At 71.6% G+C, this 23154-nt stretch carries 2 protein-coding genes and 1 pseudogene; all 3 read left to right on the forward strand.

All coding sequences use genetic code 11. The features are described 5' to 3' along the window. Positions 1-422: 422 nt before the first annotated feature. Positions 423-10517: pseudogene (locus tag JOC24_RS32230) on the forward strand (type I polyketide synthase); the annotation flags it as partial. 57 nt (positions 10518-10574) lie between these two features. Continuing rightward, the gene (locus JOC24_RS32235; RefSeq protein ID WP_205023990.1) at positions 10575-20075 is read left to right on the forward strand and encodes a type I polyketide synthase; all 9501 of its coding nucleotides are present in this window, start codon (positions 10575-10577) and stop codon (positions 20073-20075) included. Positions 20076-20120: 45 nt separating this feature from the next. After that, positions 20121-23154: type I polyketide synthase (locus JOC24_RS32240; RefSeq protein ID WP_239581367.1), on the forward strand; the 3034-nt coding region annotated here is incomplete at its 3' end.

The following is a 23154-nucleotide window of genomic DNA, read 5'->3' on the forward strand; positions in this document are numbered from 1 at the left end:
GGCCGGGCTGCGGCCGGCCGTACCCCTGCTCCCACGGGGCCGGGAGCCCGGGGGCCGGAACGGTCGTGGTGCGCGCCGCAGGGGCCAGGGATGAGGGGAGGTCCGTTAGGGGGCGGATGGAGACCCGTAGGGGTTGTGCGGCCAAGGGGGGTCGAATAGCTTCGCATTGCGAGTTGATCTGCTGGAATGTCGACGTCATTGCCAGGCCGTATCGATATTCATGGATCGTCATGCAAAGGCTTTGGGTGAAGGGTTGCGTCGCCTCGGGGAATTAGTTTCCGAGGACATTTCTATCCGTTGACAGCTGAGACGTCGTCTGACGTTCCACCCCTTTATCGGTCCTCCATCGCTATTAAGTGCTGTCTGCTCAGGGGTGGGATTGAATGGCGAACGAAGAGACGCTGCGGGAATACCTCAAGTGGGTCACCGCGGATCTGCACCAGGCCCGTCAGCGTCTGCAGGAGGTCGAGGCGGCCGACTCGGAGCCTGTCGCGATCGTCGGCATGAGCTGCCGGTACCCGGGCGGGGTGCGCAGCCCCGAGGACCTGTGGGAGCTTGCGGCCTCGGGCGTCGACGCCATATCCGGATTCCCCCTGGACCGCGGCTGGGAAAGCCTCGGCGACGCCGCCGACTCAGCGGGGCCCTCGTTCGCCATGGAAGGCGGCTTCCTCGGCGACGTCGGCGGCTTCGACCCCGCGTTCTTCGGGATCTCGCCGCGTGAGGCGCTGGCGATGGACCCGCAGCAGCGGCTGCTCCTGGAGACCTCCTGGGAAGCGATCGAGCGCGCCGGCATCCCCCTGGAGACGCTCCGGGGCAGTCGTACCGGTGTGTTCGCGGGCACGACGGGCCAGGACTACTCGATGCTGCTCCAGCCGCCCCCGGAAGGAACCGGCGGCTATGTACTGACCGGCACCTCGGCGAGCGTCGTCTCCGGGCGCATCGCCTACACGCTCGGTCTGGAAGGGCCGGCCGTCACGGTCGACACCGCCTGTTCCACCTCGCTCGTGACTCTGCACCTCGCCGTGCAGGCCCTGCGCTCCGGCGAATGCTCGCTGGCCCTGGCGGGCGGAGCGACCGTGATGTCGACTCCCAGCGCCTTCTACGGCTTCAGTGACCAGGGCGGCCTCGCAGCCGACGGCCGCTGCAAGTCGTTCGCCGCGACCGCCGACGGCACCGCATGGTCCGAGGGCGTCGGTGTGCTGCTCCTGGAACGGCTCTCGGACGCCCGCCGCAACGGTCATGACGTCCTCGCCGTCGTCCGGGGCACCGCCGTCAACCAGGACGGTGCGTCCAACGGTCTGACCGCGCCCAACGGCCCCTCGCAGCAACGGGTCATCCTCCAAGCCCTCGCCGACGCCCGTCTGTCGGCCCAGGACGTCGACGCCGTCGAGGCACACGGGACCGGCACCCGGCTGGGCGACCCGATCGAGGCCGAGGCGCTCATGGCGACATACGGCCAGGGCCGCCCCGCGGCCCGGCCCCTGCGCCTCGGAGCGCTGAAGTCGAACATCGGACACTCGCAGGCCGCGGCCGGTGTGGCCGGTGTGATCAAGATGGTGATGGCGATGCGGCACGGGACGCTGCCGCGCACCCTGCACGTCGACAGTCCGTCCCCGCAGGTGGACTGGTCCGCGGGAGCCGTCGAGCTGCTCACGGAGCAGATGGAGTGGCCGGGCACGGGCGAGCCCCGACGGGCAGGTGTGTCGTCCTTCGGTATGAGCGGTACCAACGCGCACGTGATCGTCGAGCAGGCACCCGCTGACGATGCTCCCGAGCCGAGCGCTGAGGGAACCCCGCCGCTGCGCGGGGAAGTGCTGCCGTTCGTACTGTCCGGGAAGTCGTCCGACGCGGTGGCGGAGCAGTCGGCCCGTCTGCTCAGCCTGCTGAACCGTGATCCGGACGTGGCTCTGCACGACGTGGCGTGGTCGATGGCCACCGCGCGTACCAGGTTCACGCACAGGGCCGCCGTCGGGGCCTCGGCCCGTGAAGAACTGGTGGCCGGCCTGGAGGCCCTGGCGGGTGGGCGGTCGGGCCCGGCGCTGGTGCGGGGTGTCGCTGATGGTGTGATGCGGCCGGTGTTCGTTTTTCCGGGGCAGGGGTCGCAGTGGGTGGGTATGGCTGCGGGCTTGTTGGAGTCCTCGGATGTGTTCGCGGAGCGGCTGGGCGAGTGCGGTGCGGCGTTGGAGCCGTTCACGGACTGGTCGCTGCTGGATGTGCTGCGTGGTGAGCCGGGGGCTCCTGGGTTCGGTCGTGTTGATGTGGTGCAGCCGGTGTTGTGGGCGGTGATGGTGTCGTTGGCCGAGGTGTGGCGTGCGGCGGGTGTGGTGCCCGCTGCGGTGATGGGCCATTCCCAGGGTGAGATCGCTGCTGCGTGTGTGGCTGGTGGGCTGTCCTTGGAGGACGGTGCGCGGGTGGTGGCGTTGCGGAGCCGGGCGATTGTGGAGCTGTCGGGTCTGGGCGGCATGGTCTCGGTCGCGGAGCCGGCGCAGCAGGTGGAGGCACGGCTCTCCAAGTGGGAGGGGCGCCTTTCCGTCGCGGCGGTGAACGGCCCGTCCTCGGTGGTGGTCAGTGGTGACGGTGACGCGCTGGATGAACTGCTGGTGGTGTGCAAGGCGGACGGGGTGCGTTGCAAGCGCATCGATGTGGATTACGCGTCTCACAGTGCGCATGTGGAGCGGATCCGCGACCAGTTGCTGAAGGTCCTGGCGGATCTGGCCCCGCGTGTGTCGAAGGTGCCCCTGTACTCGACGGTCACGGGCGAACTGCTGGACACCGCGGTCATGGACGCCGAGTACTGGTACACGAACCTGCGTCGGACGGTTCGTCTGGAGGAGACGACCCGCACCTTGATCGACGCCGGTCATCGTGTGTTCGTGGAGGTCAGCCCGCATCCGGTGCTTCAGCTCGGTCTGCAGGAGACGTTCGAGGCGGCCGGTGGTGACGCGGTGGCGTTGGGGACGCTGCGGCGGGACGAGGACGAGGCCCGGCGCTTCATGACCTCTCTGGCCGAGGCACACGTCAACGGTGTCGAGCTCGACTGGAAGGCTCTGTTCGCGGGCACCGGGGCCCAGCGCGTCGACCTGCCCACCTACCCCTTCCAGCATCAGAACTTCTGGCCTGAAGCTCAGACGGCCTCTGTCGCGGCAGGTGAGGCCGACCCGCTCGACGCCCGGTTCTGGGACGTCGTCGAGCGCGGTGACACGGATGCGCTGGCGGCCGACCTGGAGCTGGACGACGCTTCGCGCTCCGCGCTGGGCGCCGTACTGCCTGCGCTGACCTCCTGGCGGCGGCAGCAGCGGGACGATTCGACGGTCGACTCATGGCGCTACCGCGTGACATGGCAGCCGCTGACGGTCCTGCCGGCCGCTTCCCTGTCCGGGACCTGGCTGCTCGTCGTCCCCGAATCCGAGACCGACAACGAGACCGTGCACGCCACCATGAGCGGTCTCGCCCGCCACGGCGCCGACGTCTCGGTGTTCACCGTCCCCGCAGGAGCGGACCGCGAGCTCCTGGCCGGTCGGCTGGCCGGCCTGCCCGAGGTGGCGGGAGTGGCCTCCTTGCTGTCGCTGCTCGCAGGGCCCGACCCGCAGCACCCGGTGATCCCGGCGGGACTTGCCGCCGACGTCGAGCTCGTCAAGGCGCTCGGCGACGCGGGCCGGTCCGGCCCGCTGTGGTGCCTCACCCGGAGCGCGGTCTCCGTCGGCCGCTCGGACGGTCCGGTCCGCACGGACCAGGCCATGCACTGGGGCTTCGGCCGTGTGGTCGCACTGGAGCACCCCGACCGGTGGGGTGGTCTCATCGACCTGCCCGCCGTCCTCGACGACCGCGCCTGGACCCGGATCTGTGGCGTGATGACCGGCGGTGAGGACACCGAGGACCAGGTCGCTGTCCGGGCATCGGGCGCCTTCGGCCGCCGGCTGCAACGAGCCCGCTCGGCCCCGGGCACAGCAGGCGACAGGTGGACTCCGCAGGGCACCGTACTGATCACCGGTGGCACCGGTGCCCTCGGTTCGTTCGTCGCCCGAAGGCTGATCGGTGAGGGCGCCGAGCACGTCGTACTCACCAGCCGTCGCGGCGCCGACGCTCCCGGCGCGCAGGAGCTCAGGGACGAGCTGACGGCCCTGGGCGCCCGGGTGACTCTGGCCGCGTGCGACGTGACCGACCGTGACGCGCTCGCCGCGACGGTACGGACGCTGCGTGAGGCCGGGGACCGGGTCTCTGCCGTCGTGCACACCGCGGGTGTCGGCCAGCTCGGCGTCATCACCGAGACGAGTCCCGCCGAGTACGCCGCCGTGCTCGAAGCGAAGGTCCTCGGCGCGGCACACCTGCACGAGGTCTTCGGCGACGAACAGCTCGACGCGTTCATCCTGTTCTCCTCGATCTCCGGCGTCTGGGGCAGTGGCGGCCAGGGCGCCTACGGCGCGGCCAACGCCTACCTCGACGCCCTGGCCCAGCAGCGGCGAGCTGCCGGACTGGCCGCCACCGCGATGTCGTGGGGCGCCTGGGGCGGCGCCGGTATGGCCAGGGGTTCGGCGGAGGAGATCCTGAGCAGGCGAGGCCTGCCGGCGATGGACCCGCAGCTGGCCATCGACGCGATGCAGGAAGCGGTGGGCTCCGGCGAGACGATGCTGACCGTCGCGGACGTGCAGTGGGAGCGCTTCGCGCCCACCTTCACCGTGACCCGGCCCAGCCCCCTCCTGGAGAACCTGCCGGAGGTACGCCGTGTGCTGGCGGCGGCCGCCGAGAGCGAGGCCGCCGGAATGGGCGATCTCTCCGCGTTCCAGCAGCGGCTCACCGCGCTGCCGGAGAGCGAACGTTCCGATTTCGTACTGGAGTTGGTGCGGTCCGAGGCTTCCTCCGTGCTGGGCTTCGCCGACGCGTCGGCGGTGGAGGCCAACCGCGCCTTCCGCGAACTGGGCTTCGACTCGCTGACCGCCGTGGAGGTACGCAGCCGGCTCAACGGTGCCACCGGACTGCGCCTTCCCACCACCGTCGTCTTCGACTACCCGACCGCGACCGCGCTGGCCGGTCACCTCCTCGCCGAAGCCTTGGGACAGGACGACGAGACGGCCGCCGGCGTCCCTGCCGTCGCCGTCCTCGACGACGACCCGATCGTGATCGTCGGTATGGGCTGCCGCTTCCCCGGGGACGTCCGTACGCCCGAGCAGCTGTGGGACCTCGCAGTCACCGGCACCGACGCGATCTCGGGCTTCCCCGTCGACCGGGGCTGGGGGCGTGGGGCCGATGACGGAAGCGCTCCGGCGTTCACCCCCGCCGGTGGGTTCCTCCACGGTGCGGGCGCGTTCGACGCGGACTTCTTCGGCATCTCGCCCCGTGAGGCGCTGGCGATGGACCCGCAGCAGCGGCTGCTGCTGGAGACGTCGTGGGAGGCCTTCGAACGCGCCGGCATCGCCCCGTCGTCCGCGCGGGGGAGCCGGACCGGTGTCTTCGTCGGAGCCTCGTCCCAGGGATACGCCAGTGACGTCCACCAGCCGCCGGAGGGTGTAGAGGGCTACCTGCTGACCGGAACCGCCACCGCGGTCCTGTCCGGCCGGATCGCTTACTCCCTCGGGCTCGAGGGCCCCGCCGTCACCATCGACACGGCGTGCTCGTCGTCCATGGTGGCCCTGCACCTCGCAGCGCAGTCCCTGAGCCAGGGCGAGTGCTCGATGGCCCTGGTGGGCGGCGCCGCGGTGATGGCCACCCCGGCCGTGTTCGCCGAGTTCAGCAGACAGGGCGGACTGTCGTCCAGCGGCCGCTGCAAGGCGTTCGCCGAGGCGGCGGACGGCACCGGCTGGGGCGAAGGCGTCGGCATCCTGCTGCTGGAGCGCCGTTCCGACGCCGAACGCAACGGCCACCGGATCCTGGCGGTCGTCAGGGGCAGCGCCATCAACCAGGACGGTGCGAGCAACGGTCTCAGCGCCCCCAACGGACCTGCACAGCGGCGCGTCATCCGGCAGGCACTCGCCAACGCCGGTCTGACCGCCGACCGGATCGACGCCGTGGAGGCACACGGCACCGGCACGACGCTCGGCGACCCCATCGAGGCGCAGGCCGTGCTGACGACGTACGGACAGGACCGCCCGGCGGACCGTCCGCTGCTGCTGGGCTCCCTGAAGTCCAACATCGGCCACACCCAGGCCGCGGCCGGTGTCGCCGGAGTCATCAAGATGGTGATGGCCCTGCACCACGGCGTGCTGCCGCAGACGCTGCACATCGACGAACCGTCCACTCACGTCGACTGGTCCTCCGGTGCCGTGGAACTGCTCACCGAGCGGCGGGACTGGCCGGAGACCGGGCACCCCCGCAGGTGCGGCGTCTCGTCGTTCGGTGTGAGCGGTACGAACGCTCACGTCATCCTGGAGCAGGCCCCGGAGCCGGCCGCCGCACCCCGCAGGCCCGCCGTCGACGTACCGCTGCCCTGGACCGTGTCCGCGCGGGACGAGGACGCACTGCGCGCCCAGGCGGAACGGCTGCGCGACGCGGTACTCGCCGACCCGGATCTCAGCCTCCTGGACGTCGCACACACCCTGGCGACCACCCGGTCCGTGCACGAGCGGCGTGCGGTCGTCGTCGCGGAGGACAGAAACGCCTTCCTCGAAGGACTCACCGCCCTCGCCGCCGACGGCACCGCCCCCGGACTCGTGCGGGGTACGGAGACGCGCGGCAGGACCGCGGTGCTCTTCTCCGGCCAAGGAGCGCAACGGTCCGGTATGGGACGCGCCCTGTACGACACGTATCCCGCGTTCGCGGACGCCTTCGACGCGGTCTGCGCGCAGCTGGACCGTCATCTGGACCGGCCCGTCCGTGAGGTGGTGTTCGACGGCGGGGACCTGCTGGACCGGACACTGTTCGCGCAGCCAGGACTCTTCGCGCTCGAAGTGGCGCTGTACCGGCTCGTCCGCTCGTGGGGAGTGAAGCCGGACTACCTGCTCGGACACTCGATCGGTGAGCTGTCGGCCGCCCACGTGGCAGGTGTGCTGTCGCTGGAGGACGCGGCGGCGCTCGTCGCCGCCCGGGGCCGGCTCATGCAGGCGCTGCCCGCCGGGGGTGCGATGGTCTCGCTCCAGGCGGCGGAGGCGGAGGTGCTGCCCCTGCTGACCGACGGTGTGTCGATCGCCGCGCTCAACGGCCCGCGTTCGACGGTCGTCTCCGGCGACGAGACCGGCGTGCTGGCCGTCGCCGGGCACTTCGCGGCCCAGGGCCGTAAGACGAAACGCCTGCGCGTCAGCCACGCCTTCCACTCCTCGCACATGGACGCCATGCTCGCGGACTTCCGCGCGGTCGCCGAAGGCCTCACGTTCCACGAGCCCACCCTCGCGGTCGTCTCCGACGTGACCGGGGCCGTGCTCAGCGCCGACGAGATCCGCGACCCCGAGTACTGGGTGCGCCACGTACGAGGGACCGTCCGCTTCCTGGACGGTGTACGCACCCTGCAGGACCAGGGAGTGGCCGCCTTCCTGGAACTGGGTCCCGACGGCGTGCTCTCCGCCATGGCCCAGGACTGTGCCGCCGACGGTGACACGGTCTTCGTGCCGGCGCTGCGACCCGACCGGCCCGAACCCTTGACGCTGCTCACCGCCCTCGCCGGACTGCACGTGCGCGGCGCGTCGGTCGACTGGCCGCGGTACTTCGCCGGCAGCGACGCCCGCGACGTCGCCCTTCCCACCTACGCCTTCCAGCACCGTCACTACTGGCTGCGGGGCGAAGGCGCGGCCGGGGACGTCCGCGCGGCCGGCCTCGGCCGGGCCGACCACCCGCTGCTGGGCGCCGCGGTCCAGATCGGCCACAGCGACGCCTACCTGTTCACCGGCCGCATCGCGCTGGACAGCCACCCCTGGCTCGCCGACCACACCGTCCTGGGCACGGTCCTGATGCCGGGCACCGCGTTCGTCGAACTGGCCGTGGAAGTGGGCGACGAGGTCGGCTGCGGCCACGTCGAGGAACTCGTCATCGAGGCCCCGCTCGTCCTGTCCGACGAGGCAGCCGTCGCACTCCAGCTGTGGGCGGGACCGGCCGACGCGTCGGGCCGCCGCACCCTGGAGATCCACTCGCGTGACCCCCGCGGTCCCGAGAACCCCTGGACCCGCCACGCCAGCGGAACCCTGTCGGCGGCCGGAGACGGCGAACGGCGGGACGACCTCACCGTCTGGCCCCCCGAAGGCGCCGTCGCCGTACCGGTCGAGGGCCTCTACGACCACCTCACGTCGATCGGATACGCCTACGGGCCGGTCTTCCAGGGCCTGCACGCCGCATGGCGGCTCGGCGAGGAGGTCTTCGCCGAGGTGGCACTGCCCGAGGCGACCGAGCCCGGGGCCGGACGGTTCGGCCTGCACCCGGCCCTCCTCGACTCGGCCCTGCACGCCATGGGGCTCAGCACCTCGCACGACTCGTCCGACGACGACAGCGTGGGGCGCAACCGACTCCCGTTCGCGTGGAACGGCGTGACGCTCCACGCGGCGGGCGCCGACGCCCTGCGCGTGCGGATCACCCCCAAGGACGCCGACGGCGTCTCGCTCACCCTCGCCGGCCCGTCCGGTGAGCCGGTCGCGTCGATCGAGTCCCTGGTCCTGCGCACCGTCACGGCCACACAGCTCGACGGAGCCCGCCGGCCCACGCACCACGACTCTCTGTTCCACCTCGGCTGGTCGCCCGCACACCTCCCCAGGGAGCTCCCCGACGCCCGTTGGGCGGTACTCGGTGCGGACCACCTCCAACTCGCCGCGGCAGGCGTCGGAGTCGACGTCCACCCGGGCACGGACGACCTGGCAGCCGCCCCCGTACTGCCGCCGGCCGTCCTGCTGTCCCTCGCGCCGCGTACGCCTGACGAAGCGACGGTGCAGCGCACCCACGACCGTACGGCCGAGGTCCTGGACACCGTCAGGACCTGGCTGGGCGACGACCGGTTCACCGACGTCCTCATGGTCGTCGCGACACGCGGAGCGGTCTCCGTCGACGGCGAGGACGTGACGGACCTCGCGCAGACAGCGGTCTGGGGCCTGCTCCGTTCCGTACAGTCGGAGGCACCCGGCAGGTTCGTCCTGGTCGACCTCGACGACACCGACCTGTCGGCCCGTAACCTCGCCACCGCCGTCGCCACCGGTGAACCGCAACTGGCCCTGCGCGCCGGGCAGGTCCACGCCCCGGGGCTGAACCGGGTGGAGGCCACCGAGCCCACCGGATCCGGGGACGTCGACCCCGACGGAACCGTACTGGTCACGGGCGCCGGGGGAGTGCTGGGCGGCTTGGTGGCACGCCGCCTCGCCGAGCGCGGTGCGCGCCGCATGCTGCTGGTCGGCCGCCGTGGGTCGGCCGCCCCCGGGGCCGAGGAACTGGCCGCCGAGCTGACGCGGGCAGGTGTGCACGTCACCTTCGCCGCCTGCGACGCCGCCGACCGGACGGCCTTGGCCGGTGTACTGGACGCCGTTCCCGCGGAGCACCCCCTGACCTCTGTCGTCCATGCCGCGGGCGTCGTCGACGACGGTGTCGTGGCATCCATGACCCCGGAGCGACTCGCCGCCGTGCTCCGTCCCAAGGTGGACGCCGCCTGGAACCTGCACGAGCTGACCGAGCGGTCCGACCTCGCGGAGTTCATCCTCTTCTCCTCCGCGGCCGGCACCTTCGGTGGCCCGGGGCAGGCCAACTACGCGGCTGCCAACGCCTTCCTCGACGGCCTGGCCCAGCATCGGCACGCCCGCGGCCTGCCCGCGACCGCACTGGCCTGGGGACCGTGGGCCGAGAGCGGCATGGCCGGCCGGATGGACTCCGCCGACATCGCACGCATGGCCCGCTCCGGACTCGTGCCACTCTCCCAGGAACAAGGCGTCGCCCTGTTCGACCTCGCGCGCACGACGGGGCGGCCGGCCCTCATGCCGGCCCGGCTGAGCACCGACACCGCACAGATACGCGCCGACGCGATGCCTCCGCTGCTGCGCGGTCTGATCCGGCTGCCCGCCAGGCCCGCCGCGGAGAAGAGCGGCCGGGCGGCCGAATCCGTCACCCTGCTGAAGGAGCGGCTCACCGCGGCGGGCGGCGCGGAGCGCACCGGCATCCTCCTCGACACACTGCGCACGGCGATCGCCGACGTACTGGGCCACAGCTCCTCCGCTGCCGTCGTCGTCACGAGGGGCTTCCTCGAGATCGGCTTCGACTCGCTCACCGCCGTGGAGCTGCGCAACCGGCTCAACACCGTGACCGGGCTGCGGTTGCCCTCGACGCTCGTCTTCGACCACCCGTCCCCCGAGGCGCTCGCGCTGTACCTGCGGGACGAACTCGTCGGTGACGGAACGGTGTCGGGACTCTCCCTGCTGGCCGAACTGGACCGGCTGGAGGCCACGCTCGCCGGTGTGCCGTCCGACGACGCCGACCGCGTCAAGGTCAGCGAACGGCTGCGCGGGCTGATGGCCGGCTGGAACGACGGCGACGGCTCCGAGGACCACGGCAGTGTCCGGAGCCTCGAAGAGGCCACGGCGGACGAGCTCTTCGACCTGCTGGACGACGAGCTCGAGACCTCCTGACAACCCGAGCCCGCCCAGCCCCTTCCCGATCGACCCTTTTGCAAGGAGTGACACCCCATGGCGAACGAGGAGAAGTTCCTCGACTACCTCAAGCGGGCCACGGCGGACCTGCGTGAGACTCGCCGTCGGCTGCGGGACATGGAGGACCGGGAGCGGGAGCCCATCGCGATCATCGGGATGAGCTGCCGGTACCCGGGCGGGGTGACGAGCCCCGAGAAGCTGTGGGACCTGGTCGCGTCGGGCGGGGACGGCATATCGCCGTTCCCCACCAACCGTGGCTGGGACCTCGACGGAGTCTTCGACACGGACCCGAACCGGTCCGGTACGTCCTATGTCCGCCAGGGCGGATTCCTGCACGACGCGGGGGAGTTCGACCCCGGCTTCTTCGGCATCTCGCCCCGCGAGGCGCTGGCGATGGACCCGCAGCAGCGCCTGCTCCTCGAGGTCGCGTGGGAGTCGTGCGAACGTGCGGGGATCGACCCGACATCGCTGAAGGGCAGCAGGACGGGCGTGTTCGCCGGTCTGATGTACCACGACTACATCAGCACGCTGCACTCCCTTCCCGAAGGCGTCGAGGGTTACCTGGGCACGGGCAACTCGGGCAGCGTCCTGTCCGGCCGGGTGTCGTACACGCTGGGCCTGGAAGGGCCCTCCGTGACCGTCGACACGGCGTGCTCCTCCTCCCTGGTCGCCCTGCACTTCGCGGTTCAGGCGCTGCGGTCGGGCGAGTGCACGATGGCCCTGGCCGGTGGGGTGAGCGTGATGGCCACCCCCGGCACGTTCGTGGACTTCTCACGTCAGCGCGGTCTGTCCTTCGACGGACGCTGCAAGTCCTTCGCCGCGAGCGCGGACGGCACCGGCTGGGCCGAGGGCGCCGGTGTCCTCGTGGTGGAGCGGCTGTCCGACGCCCTCCGGCTGGGACACGACGTGCTGGCCGTGGTCCGCGGCTCCGCCGTGAACCAGGACGGTGCCAGCAGCGGTCTGACGGCGCCGAACGGTCCGTCGCAGCAGCGGGTGATCCGGCAGGCACTGGCCAACGCACGGCTGGCGCCGGAGCGGATCGACGCCGTGGAGGCGCATGGTACGGGTACGACGCTGGGTGATCCGATCGAGGCGCAGGCGTTGTTGGCGACGTACGGGCAGGGGCGTCCGGAGGGGCGGCCGTTGTGGTTGGGGTCGTTGAAGTCGAACATCGGTCATACGCAGGCTGCCGCGGGTGTGGCCGGGATCATCAAGATGGTGATGGCGATGCGGCACGGTGTGCTGCCGCAGACGTTGCATGTGGATGAGCCGACGCCTCAGGTGGACTGGGAGTCCGGTGACGTCGAGTTGCTGACGGAGCAGCGGGAGTGGCCCGAGACGGGTGAACCGCGGCGCGTGGGCGTGTCGTCGTTCGGCGTCAGCGGCACCAACGCACACGTCATCATCGAGCAACCGCCCGTCCCGGCCGCCGCCCCCGAAGAGGCGACGGCGGGGAGGTCTCCGGTCGTCGTGCCGTGGCTGCTCTCGGCAGCGGACGGCCCCGGCGCGCTCGACGCACAGGCGGACGCCCTCGCGTGCCACGTGGACGCGGTGGGGGCGGATGCGTCCGGCGCCGTGGACGTCGGATACTCCCTGGCCACCGGCCGCGCCGCACTCGCCCGGCGCGCGGTGGTCCTCGCGGAGGACCGCGACGGACTGCTCGACGCTCTGAACGCCCTGGCGGCAGGACGGCCGTCCTCGGGTGTGGTGCGGGGCTCGGCGGGAGACGGCCGGCTGGCCGTGCTGTTCCCGGGCCAGGGGTCGCAGTGGCAGGGCATGGGCCGGGAGCTCTACGAGACGTATCCGGCGTTCAAGGACGCCTTCGACGCCGTGTGCGCGGAGCTGGACACCCACCTCGACCGGCCGGTCCGTGACGTCGTCTTCGGTGCGGGTGATCTGCTGGACCGGACCTGCTACACACAGCCCGGAGTCTTCGCCGTCGAGGTCGCCCTCTTCCGGCTGGTCTCGTCGTGGGGCGTCGCCCCCGACCTCCTGATGGGGCACTCCTTCGGCGAACTGGCCGCCGCCCACGTGGCGGGCGTGCTCTCGCTGAGGGACGCCGCGACACTGGTCGCGGCCCGAGGCCGTCTGACGCAGGCCATGCAGACCGGTGGTGCCATGGTCTCCATCGAGGCGACCGAGGACGAGGTCCTTCCGCTGCTGACCGACAGGGTGTCGCTCGCCGCGCTCAACGGGCCCCTCGCGACCGTGGTCTCGGGGGACGAGGACGCCGTGCTGGCGGTCGCCGCCCACTTCGAGGCGGAGGGGCGCAGGACCAAGAGGCTGCGGGGCAGCCAGGCCTTCCATTCCCCCCACACGGACGAACTGCTCGACGAGTACCGCGCGGTGGCCGTGGGGCTCACCTTCCATCCCGCCGTGGTCGCCATCGTCTCCACCGTCACCGGCCGGCTCGCCGAGCCCGGTGAGCTCGCCGACCCCGAGTACTGGGTACGTCACCTCCGTCAGGCGGTCCGCTTCCACGACGGGACACGGAGCCTTCAGGAGCAGGGCGCCACGACGTTCCTCGAACTCGGCCCCGGCAGCGTGCTGTCCGGCATGGCACAGGAATGCCTGGACGGCGAGGCACACGCCTGTGTGCCCGTCCTGCGCCGCAACAGGAACGAGCCGAGGGCACTGCTCCAGGCAGTCGCGGAACTGCATGTGCGCGGTCCGTACGTCGACTGGTCCTCCTACTTCGAGGGGACCGGGGCCCGCCGGGTCGACCTGCCTACGTACGTCTTCCAGCACCAGGAGTTCTGGCCGCAGCCCATGCCCCACCTCCCGGGCGGCCCCGACGCGCTCGCGGCCCAGGACCCCGCCCAGGCACGCTTCTGGCAGGCCGTCGACGGTGGCGACCCGGAGGCCCTGGCCGAGGCGCTCGGCATCGAGGACGACATGCGGTCCTCGCTCGCGGACCTGCTCCCCGTCCTGTCGTCGTGGCGGCGGCGGCACAGGGACGAGTCGACGGTCGACTCCTGGCGCTACCGCGTCACCTGGAAGCCGCTGACGGTCGCCTCCACGGCCGGTCCGACCGGAACCTGGCTCCTCGCCGTGCCCGCGGACCTGGCCGGGGACGAGGCGGTGACCGCGGTCGAGCGCGAGTTGGCGGCGGGCGGCGCCGTCGTCGAGCGACTCCTGATCAGCACGGACGGGAACGACCGGGCCACGGTCGCACGCTCCCTGACCGACGCCCTCGCCGACAGAGGCCCGCTCGCAGGGGTCGTGTCGCTGCTCGCACTGGACGAGGAGGCGGACCGCGGCCACCCGGTGCTGCCGGGCGGACTCTGCGCCCTGCTGGCGCTGATCCAGGCACTGATGGACCTGGAGGAGGACCTTCCGCTGTGGTGCGTGACACGCGGCGCGATGTCCATCGGGCGGTCCGAGGCGCCCACGGGCGCCGTCCAGGCACTGACCTGGGGCCTGGGCCGCGTGCTCGGGCTTGAGCGCCCCGAGCGCTGGGGCGGCCTCGTCGATCTCCCGGCCGATCCGGGCACCCTTGACGCCAGGGCGTGGGCACGCCTGCGCGGTGTGCTGGCCGGGCCCGTCGGAGAGGACCAGGTCGCGCTGCGGCAGGGAGGCGTCTTCGGACGCCGGCTCGTACGCGCCCAGGGCCCTGCGGCCTCCACGCCGTGGAACCCGCACGGCACCGCCCTCATCACCGGCGGGACGGGCGCACTGGGTGCGCACGTGGCGCGCCACCTGGCCCGCGAGGGCGTGGAGCACCTCGTGCTCACCGGCCGACGCGGACCCGCCGCCGAAGGCGCCCCCGCGCTGCACGACGAACTCGTCGCCCTGGGAGCCCGGGTGACGATCGCGGCCTGCGACGTCGCCGACCTCGACGCACTCACCGCGCTCGTTGACCAGGTGCGGGAGGCCGACGGCCGGCCCATCGGGACGGTCGTCCACGCCGCCGGGGTGACCGTCACGGCGGGGCTCGCCGAGTCGGATCCCGCCGACGTCGCGGACGCCCTCGCCGCCAAGGTGGCGGGCGCCGCGAACCTCGACAGCCTCTTCGGGACGGAGTCGGACGGGACACTCGGCGCGTTCATCCTGTTCGCCTCGGGCGCCGGAGTGTGGGGCGCAGCCGGACAGGGCGCCTACGCAGCGGGCAACGCGTACCTGGACGGCCTTGCCGAGCACCGGCGCAGCCGTGGGCTCCCCGCCACGTCGGTCGCCTGGGGCGGCTGGGCCGGTGGGGGCATGGCCGACAGCGCGGCCGAGGACATGCTCGCCCGACGCGGGCTCACGGGGATGGACCCGGAGCTGGCCGTGGGCGCGCTCGTACGGGCGGTGGAGACCGGCGAGACATGCCTGGCCGTCGCGGACATCGACTGGTCCCTGTTCGCCCCCGCGTTCACGCTGGCACGCCCCAGGCCGCTGATCGGTGACATCCCGGAGGCCGCCGAAGCCCTGCGGAGCGACGCGGCCGGGGCCGGCGGCATCGAGGCAGGCGCCTCGGCACTGCTGCACGCCAGGCTGGCCGACCTCCCCGTGGCCGAACGCGAGCGGGAACTTCTCGACCTGGTCAGGGCCGAGGCCGCAGCCGTACTCGGCCACCCCTCGGCCGAAGCGGTACCCGCCGACCGGGCGTTCCGTGAACTGGGCTTCGACTCCCTGACCGCCGTGGAACTCCGGAACCGGCTGAACAGGGCGACCGGGCTGGACCTGCCCACAACCCTCGTGTTCGACCACCCGACACCGGCCCACATCACCACGGCCCTCCTGATGCCGCTGCTCGGCGGCGCGAGTACCGAGGCCGCCGCATCCGCCTCCACCCAGGCCCCCGTGCCTCCCGGCAGCGACGACGACCCCATCGCGATCGTCGGCATGAGCTGCCGTTACCCGGGCGGTGTCGGATCCCCCGACGACCTGTGGGACCTGGTCGCCGACGGCCGCGACGCCATCGCGGACTTCCCCTCCGACCGGGGCTGGGACCTCGGCCGGCTGTTCAGCGAGGACCGTGAACGCCCCGGCACCACCTACTGGGACGAAGGCGGCTTCGTCCACGAGGCCACGGACTTCGACGCCGGCTTCTTCGGGATCTCACCGCGTGAGGCGCTGGCGATGGACCCGCAGCAGCGTCTGCTCCTCGAGACCTCGTGGGAGACCTTCGAGCGGGCCGGCATCAGCCCCACTTCCGTACGGGGCACCCGAACCGGCGTGTTCACGGGGACCAACGGCCAGGACTACGCCACGGTCCTGCTCGGCTCCCCGGACGCCGGATCGGGCTCGCTGGCCACCAGCAACGCGGCCAGCGTCGTCTCGGGCAGGCTCTCGTACACGTTCGGTCTGGAAGGGCCGGCGGTCACCGTCGACACGGCGTGTTCGTCCTCACTCGTCGCCCTGCACCTGGCGACGCAGGCGCTGCGGGCGGGGGAGTGCTCGCTGGCACTGGCCGGCGGGGTGACGATCATGTCGACGCCGGCGGCGTTCGTGGAGTTCAGCAGGCAGGGAGCACTGGCCTCCGACGGCCGCTGCAAGTCCTTCGCCGACGCGGCGGACGGCACGGGCTGGGGCGAGGGCGTCGGGATGCTGCTCCTGGAGCGGCTGTCCGACGCGCGGCGCAACGGCCACGAGGTCCTGGCCGTCATCCGGGGTTCCGCAGTCAACCAGGACGGTGCGTCCAACGGCCTGACGGCTCCGAACGGTCCGGCCCAACAGCGGGTTATCCGGCAGGCACTCGCCTCGGCGGGGCTGGAGCCGGCCCAGGTCGACGCGGTCGACGGACACGGTACGGGGACGACGCTGGGTGACCCGATCGAGGCGCAGGCGCTGTTGGCGACGTACGGGCAGGAGCGGCCGGACGGCCGTCCCCTGCTGCTGGGTTCCATCAAGTCGAACATCGGCCACACGCAGGCCGCCGCGGGCGTGGCCGGGGTCATCAAAATGGTGCTGGCGATGCGGCACGGCGTGCTGCCTCGCACTCTGCACGTCGACGAACCGACCACGCACGTGGACTGGTCCTCCGGAGCGGTTGAGCTCCTGCGGGACAGCGCGGACTGGCCGGAGACGGGTGAGGCGCGGCGGGCCGCGGTGTCGTCGTTCGGGGTCAGCGGCACGAACGCGCACGTGATTCTTGAACAGGCTCCGGTGATCGAGGCGACGGAGAACGCCGCGGGCGCGGTGGTGCCGGTGGTGCCGTGGGTGGTGTCGGCGAAGACGGCCGAGGCTCTCGTGGCACAGGCGGAACGGTTGTCGGCGTTCGCTGCGGACCGGGCTCCCGTGGACGTCGGGTTCTCGCTGGTCACGTCGCGTGCGCTGCTGGAGCACCGCCAGGTGGTCATCGGCGACGTGACGGTCCGGGGCAGGGCATCGGCGGGGCGTTCGGCGGTGTTGTTCTCGGGTCAGGGTGCGCAGCGCTCGGGTATGGGGCGTGAGCTGTACGCGTCCTATCCGGTGTTCGCGGATGCGTTCGATGCGGTGTGTGCGGAGCTGGACCGGCACTTGGACCGGCCGGTGCGGGATGTGGTGTTCGGGGGTGGTGAGCTGCTGGATCAGACGCAGTTCACGCAGGCCGGGCTGTTCGCGCTCGAAGTGGCTTTGTTCCGTCTGGTGTCGGCGTGGGGTGTGAAGCCGGACTATCTGCTGGGTCATTCGATCGGTGAGTTGTCGGCCGCGCATGTGGCCGGGGTGCTGTCGCTGGAGGACGCGGCGAAGCTGGTGGCGGCGCGCGGTCGTCTGATGCAGGCGTTGCCGGCCGGTGGGGCGATGGTGTCGCTCCAGGCGTCAGAGGACGAGGTCCTCCCGCTGCTCGGCGAGGCGGTCTCGATCGCCGCACTCAACGGCCCCCGATCGACGGTGATTTCCGGTGACGAGGACGCTGTTCTCGCGATCGCCGCGCACTTCGAGGCGCAGGACCGAAAGGCGAAGCGCCTCCGCGTCAGTCACGCGTTCCACTCGCCGCGTATGGACGCCATGCTGGAACAGTTCCGCACGGTCGCGGAGGGCCTCACCTTCCACCGGCCCGGGATCGGCATCGTTTCCAACGTGTCCGGGCGGGTCGTCTCGGGCGACGAGATCTGCTCGGCGGACTATTGGGTGCGTCACGTCCGCGAGGCCGTGCGTTTCCTCGACGGAATGCGCACCCTGCGGGAACAAGGCGTCACCGTCTCCCTGGAGTTGGGCCCGGACGGTGTGTTGTCCGCGATGGGCCAGGACTGCGTCGAGGACTCGGTGTTCGTCCCGGTTTTGCGCAAGGAGCGCGACGAGGCGACGACCCTTGTCACCGCGCTTGCCGAACTCCACGTACGTGGATCGGCCGTCGACTGGGCGGCGTACTTCGCCGGCACCGGCGCCCGCCGCATCGACCTGCCGACCTACGCCTTCCAGCACGAGCGGTACTGGCCGAGCGCGCCGCCCGCCCCGGTCGGCGGGCCTGTCGGCACGCGGAATCCGATCGACGCCGAGTTCTGGGACGTCGTCGCGCGCGGTGACGTCGACACCCTGGCCAGGACGCTGGACGTCGGGGAGCCCGGTACGCCGTCCCTCGCGAGCATGATGCCGGCCCTGTCCCAGTGGCACCGCAATCGCAGCGAAAGCCTGTCGGTCGGATCCTGGCGCTACCGCGTGACCTGGAAGCCCATGGGCGACGCGGCCGAGTCCGTGCTCGCCGGGGTCTGGGTGCTCGCGGTCCCCGCAGGGATCGCCGATGAGCCGGTCGTCGCGGACTGCGTGGCCTCTCTGAGCGGCCACGGGGCAAGCGTCGTGGTGCTGCCCGTGGACGGTGGACCGGACGACGTCACCACGATCGGCGACCGGCTGCGGGCGACCATCGACGACCACGGAAGCCTCTCGGGCGTCCTGTCGCTGCTGTCCTTCGACGAGCGGCCCCATCCCGTGCACAGCATGCTGCCGTCCGGTTCGTTCGCCGTTCTGTCCCTTCTGCGGGCGATGACCTGGCTGGAGCTGGAGGCGCCGTTGTGGTGCGCCACCCGGAGCGCCGTGTCCGTCCGGCGGTCGGACGTCCTCGCCCGGCCGGTCCAGGCACAGACCTGGGGCCTGGGGCGGGTGGCCTCCCTGGAACACCCCAAGGTGTGGGGCGGGCTCGTCGACCTGCCGGAAGAGGTCGACGCCCGCGCACTGACGCGGTTGGTGGGCGTCCTCGCGGGCACGGAGGGCGAGGACCAGCTGGCGATACGTGGCACAGGCGTGCTCGCCCGACGTGTGCTGCCCGCGCCACCGGACGAAGCGGCCCCCGTACGGTCCTGGAAGCCGTCCGGCACCGCACTCGTCACCGGCGGAACGGGGGCGCTGGGCGGGCACGTCGCGCGCTGGCTGGCTGCGGACGGAGTCGAGCACCTCGTCCTCATGAGCCGCAGCGGTGACAAGGCCGCCGGGGTCACCGATCTGGTGGTCGAACTGGAGAAGCTGGGCAGCAGGGTCACCGTCGCCGCGTGCGACGTGACCGACCGGGCCGCCGTGGCCGCTCTGCTGGAGCGGCTCTCCTCCGCCGGGGACACGGTGCGGACCGTCGTGCACGCGGCAGGGGTCGGCAGGCTCGCCCCGCTGGCGGTGACGGACGACGACGTGTTCGCGGACATCGCCGCCGCCAAGGTCGCCGGAGCCCGGCACCTCGACGAACTGATCGACCACGAGAACCTCGACGCGGTCGTCTACTTCTCGTCGGTCTCGGCCGTCTGGGGCGTAGGGGACCACGGCGCCTATGCGGCGGCCAACGCATACGCCGACGCGCTGGCCGAACAACGTCGTGCCGAGGGCGTGCCTGCCCTGTCCGTCGCCTGGGGGCCGTGGGCCGGTGGCGGAATGGTGAGTGAGGACGCCAAGGTCCTCCTCGACCGGCAGGGCGTACGTCTCATCCAGCCCGTGTCGGGCATGGCCGCGCTCCGGCAGGCCCTCGAACACGACGACACCACCGTGGTGGTCGCCGACGTCGACTGGGAACGCTTCGCGCCGATCTTCACCATGGCGCGTCCCCGGCCCCTGATAGCCGACATCCCGCAGGTGGCAGCCGTCCTCGGAGAGGTGGCGGCGGAGCCTGCCGGCGAGACGGACGCGGCCCTGGCCCTGGGTGCGGAGCTGATGGTGCTCTCCGAGCCCGACCGGGCGCAGCTCCTGCTGGATCTGGTCCGCGACCACGCGGCCACCGTGCTCGGGCACACGACGCCCAAGGCGGTCGAAGCGGGCCGGGCCTTCAGAGAACTCGGCTTCGATTCGCTGACCGCGGTCGAACTGCGCAACCGGCTCAACACCGCGACGGGGCTGCGCCTTCCGGCGACGTCCGTCTTCGACCACCCGACCCCGGCCGCGCTCGCTAGCCATCTGCAGGCGGAGATCCTGCAGGACGCGGAAGGCGGTCTGCCGGCGGGCGAGGAACTGGACCGCCTGGAACAGGCCCTCGCCGCCCGCGCGCACGACGACATCGGCCGGATGCGCGTGGTCATGCGCCTGGAATCCCTGTTGTCCAAGCTCGACGAGGCGAACGGGCCGGCGGACCGGGACAGCAGCGCTGAGCGCTACGAGTCCGCGACGAACGAGGAGTTGTTCGACCTGATCGACAACGACCTCGGGATCTCTTGACGTGGCAAGCATGAATTTTCCTGTACGACTCACGGGAGCGATGGACTGATGGCGGACGAAGAGAAGCTGCGCGAGTACCTGACCAAGGTGGTCGGCGAGCTCCAGCAGACTCGCCAGCGACTTCGCCATGTCGAGTCGGGCGAAGCGGACCCCATCGCGATCGTCGCGATGAGCTGCCGCTACCCGGGCGATGTGCGCTCCCCGGAGCAGCTGTGGGACCTGGTGGCCTCCGGAGGCGACGCCATCGCGGGGTTCCCCGCGGACCGCGGATGGGACCTCGAGAAGCTGTACGACCCGGACCCCGAACTCGCGCACCCTGGTACCTCGTACGCGAACGAGGGCGGATTCCTCTACGACGCCGCGGACTTCGACCCGGGCCTCTTCGGGATCTCGCCGCGTGAGGCGCTGGCGATGGACCCGCAGCAGCGTCTGCTGCTGGAGACGTCGTGGGAGGCGTTCGAGCGTGCCGGCATCGACCCGCTCTCCGTGCGCGGCAGCCGCACGGGCGTATTCATCGGCGCCTCCACCCAGGGATACGGCATCGGCATGGCCGCGTCACCCGGCTCGGACGGGCACGCGCTGACGGGCGACGTCACCTCGGTGCTGTCCGGCCGGGTCTCGTACACCCTCGGGCTCGAGGGCCCGGCAGTGACCGTGGACACGGCGTGCTCGTCGTCGCTCGTCGCCATGCACTGGGCGATCCAGGCGCTGCGATCCGGCGAGTGCACGCAGGCGCTGGCCGGCGGCGTCACCGTCATGTCCAACCCCGGTGTCTTCGTCGAGTTCTCCCGGCAGCGAGGCCTGGCGGCCAACGGCCGGTGCAAGGCGTTCGCCGAGGCGGCGGACGGCACCGGCTGGGGCGAGGGCGTGGGCATGCTGCTGCTGGAGCGGCTGTCGGACGCGCAGCGCAACGGCCATCGGGTCCTGGCTGTGGTGCGGGGTTCGGCGGTGAACCAGGACGGTGCGTCGAACGGTCTGACGGCGCCGAACGGTCCCGCGCAGCAGCGCGTGATCAGCCAGGCGCTGGCCGGCGCCAGACTGTCGCCCACCCAGGTGGACGTCGTGGAGGGCCACGGTACGGGCACCCGGCTGGGTGACCCGATCGAGGCGCAGGCACTGCTGGCGACGTACGGGCAGGAGCGGCCGGAGGGCCGTCCCCTGCTGCTGGGCTCCATCAAGTCGAACATCGGCCACACACAGTCCGCTGCGGGTGTGGCCGGGGTCATCAAGATGGTGATGGCGATGCGGCACGGGGTTGTGCCGCGGACGCTGCATGTGGACGAGCCGTCGTCGCAGGTGGACTGGTCGGCCGGCTCGGTGGAGTTGCTGACGGAGTCGGTGGCGTGGCCGGAGACGGGTGAGGCGCGACGTGCCGCGGTGTCGTCGTTCGGGATCAGTGGCACGAACGCGCACGTGGTCCTGGAACAGGCGCAGCAGACCGAAACCGCCGTGGGAACGGCGGCCGGTGTCGTGTTGCCGGTGGTGCCGTGGGTCGTGTCGGCGAAGTCCGAGGCGGGACTTTCGGCGCAGGTGGAGCGGTTGTCGGCGTTCGCCGTGGATCGGGATCCGGTGGACGTCGGGTTCTCCCTGGCGACGACGCGTGCGGCGCTGGAGCACCGTGCGGTGCTGATCGGCGACCGGACCGTGCGCGGTGAGGTGGTCGAGGGCCGGTCGGCGGTGCTGTTCTCGGGTCAGGGTGCGCAGCGCTCGGGTATGGGTCGCGAGTTGTACGCGTCCTATCCGGTGTTCGCGGATGCGTTCGATGCGGTGTGTGCGGAGCTGGACCGTCATCTGGACCGGCCGCTCCGCGAGGTGGTGTTCGAGGGTGGTGAGCTGCTGGATCAGACGCAGTTCACGCAGGCCGGGCTGTTCGCGCTCGAAGTCGCCCTGTTCCGTCTGGTGTCCGCGTGGGGCGTGAAGCCGGATTACCTGCTGGGGCACTCCATCGGTGAGCTGTCGGCAGCGCACGTGGCGGGGGTGCTCTCACTCCAGGACGCGGCGAAGCTGGTCGCGGCGCGCGGCCGTCTGATGCAGGCGTTGCCGGCCGGTGGGGCGATGGTGTCGCTCCAGGCGTCGGAGGACGAAGTCCTGCCGCTGCTGACCGACGAGGTTTCGATCGCCGCGCTCAACGGGCCGTCCGCGACGGTGGTTTCGGGTGACGAGGATGCTGTCCTGGCGATCGCCGCGCACTTCGAGGCGGAAGGCCGCAAGACCAAGCGGCTCCGCGTCAGCCACGCGTTCCACTCGCCGCGTATGGACGCCATGCTGGAGGAGTTCCGCGCGGTCGCAGAAACACTGACCTTCCACGCCCCGCAGGCCGCCATCGTCTCCAACGTGTCCGGCCGTGTCGTGTCGGACGACGAGATCTGCTCGGCGGACTACTGGGTGCGCCATGTCCGCGGGGCGGTGCGCTTCCTCGATGGGATGCGGGCTCTCCGGGACCAGGACGTGACCACTTACCTGGAGCTGGGTCCGGACGGGGTGCTGTCCGCGATGGGGCAGGACTGCGTCGAGGAGTCGGCGTTCGTACCGGTTCTGCGCAAGGACCGCGAAGAGGCGCTGACACTCGTAGGGGCACTGGCCGAGGCACACGTGCGTGGTGTGCGCATTGCGTGGGACGCGTACTTCGCGCCTTCCGGTGCCGTCCAGGTGGAGCTGCCGACCTACGCCTTCCAGCACGAGCGCTACTGGCCGGACACTGCCCCGAGCGCTCTCGTGACCGAGGAGAGCTCCGGCTCTACCTCGGACCGCCACTTCTGGGATGCCGTCGAGAGAGGTGACCTCGATGCGCTGGCCCGGACGCTGGAATCCGCCGATATCGGGTCTCTTCGCGAGGTCATGCCTGTTCTCTCGTCCTGGCGTCGCCAGTCGCGCGAACTCTCCACCGTGGATTCCTGGCGTTATCGGGTGGTGTGGAAGTCGGTCGGGGGTGTGGTGTCGGAGTCGCTTACGGGCGGTTGGCTGGTGGTGTGTGCTGCGGGTGGTGTGGATGGTCCGGTGGTGGCGGGTCTGGTGGCTCGTGGTGCGGGGTTGTTGGTGGTGGATGGTGTTGTTGATGGTGGGGTGTTGGGGGAGCGGT

Origin of the sequence: Streptomyces sp. HB132 (assembly GCF_016909575.1) — a bacterium.
In the GTDB taxonomy this organism is placed as follows: domain Bacteria; phylum Actinomycetota; class Actinomycetes; order Streptomycetales; family Streptomycetaceae; genus Streptomyces.

Bases quoted from the DNA above. Each gene is read 5' to 3' on its own strand.
- JOC24_RS32235 (WP_205023990.1), top strand. From the start codon at position 10,575: ATGGCGAACGAGGAGAAGTTCCTCGACTACCTCAAGCGGGCCACGGCG.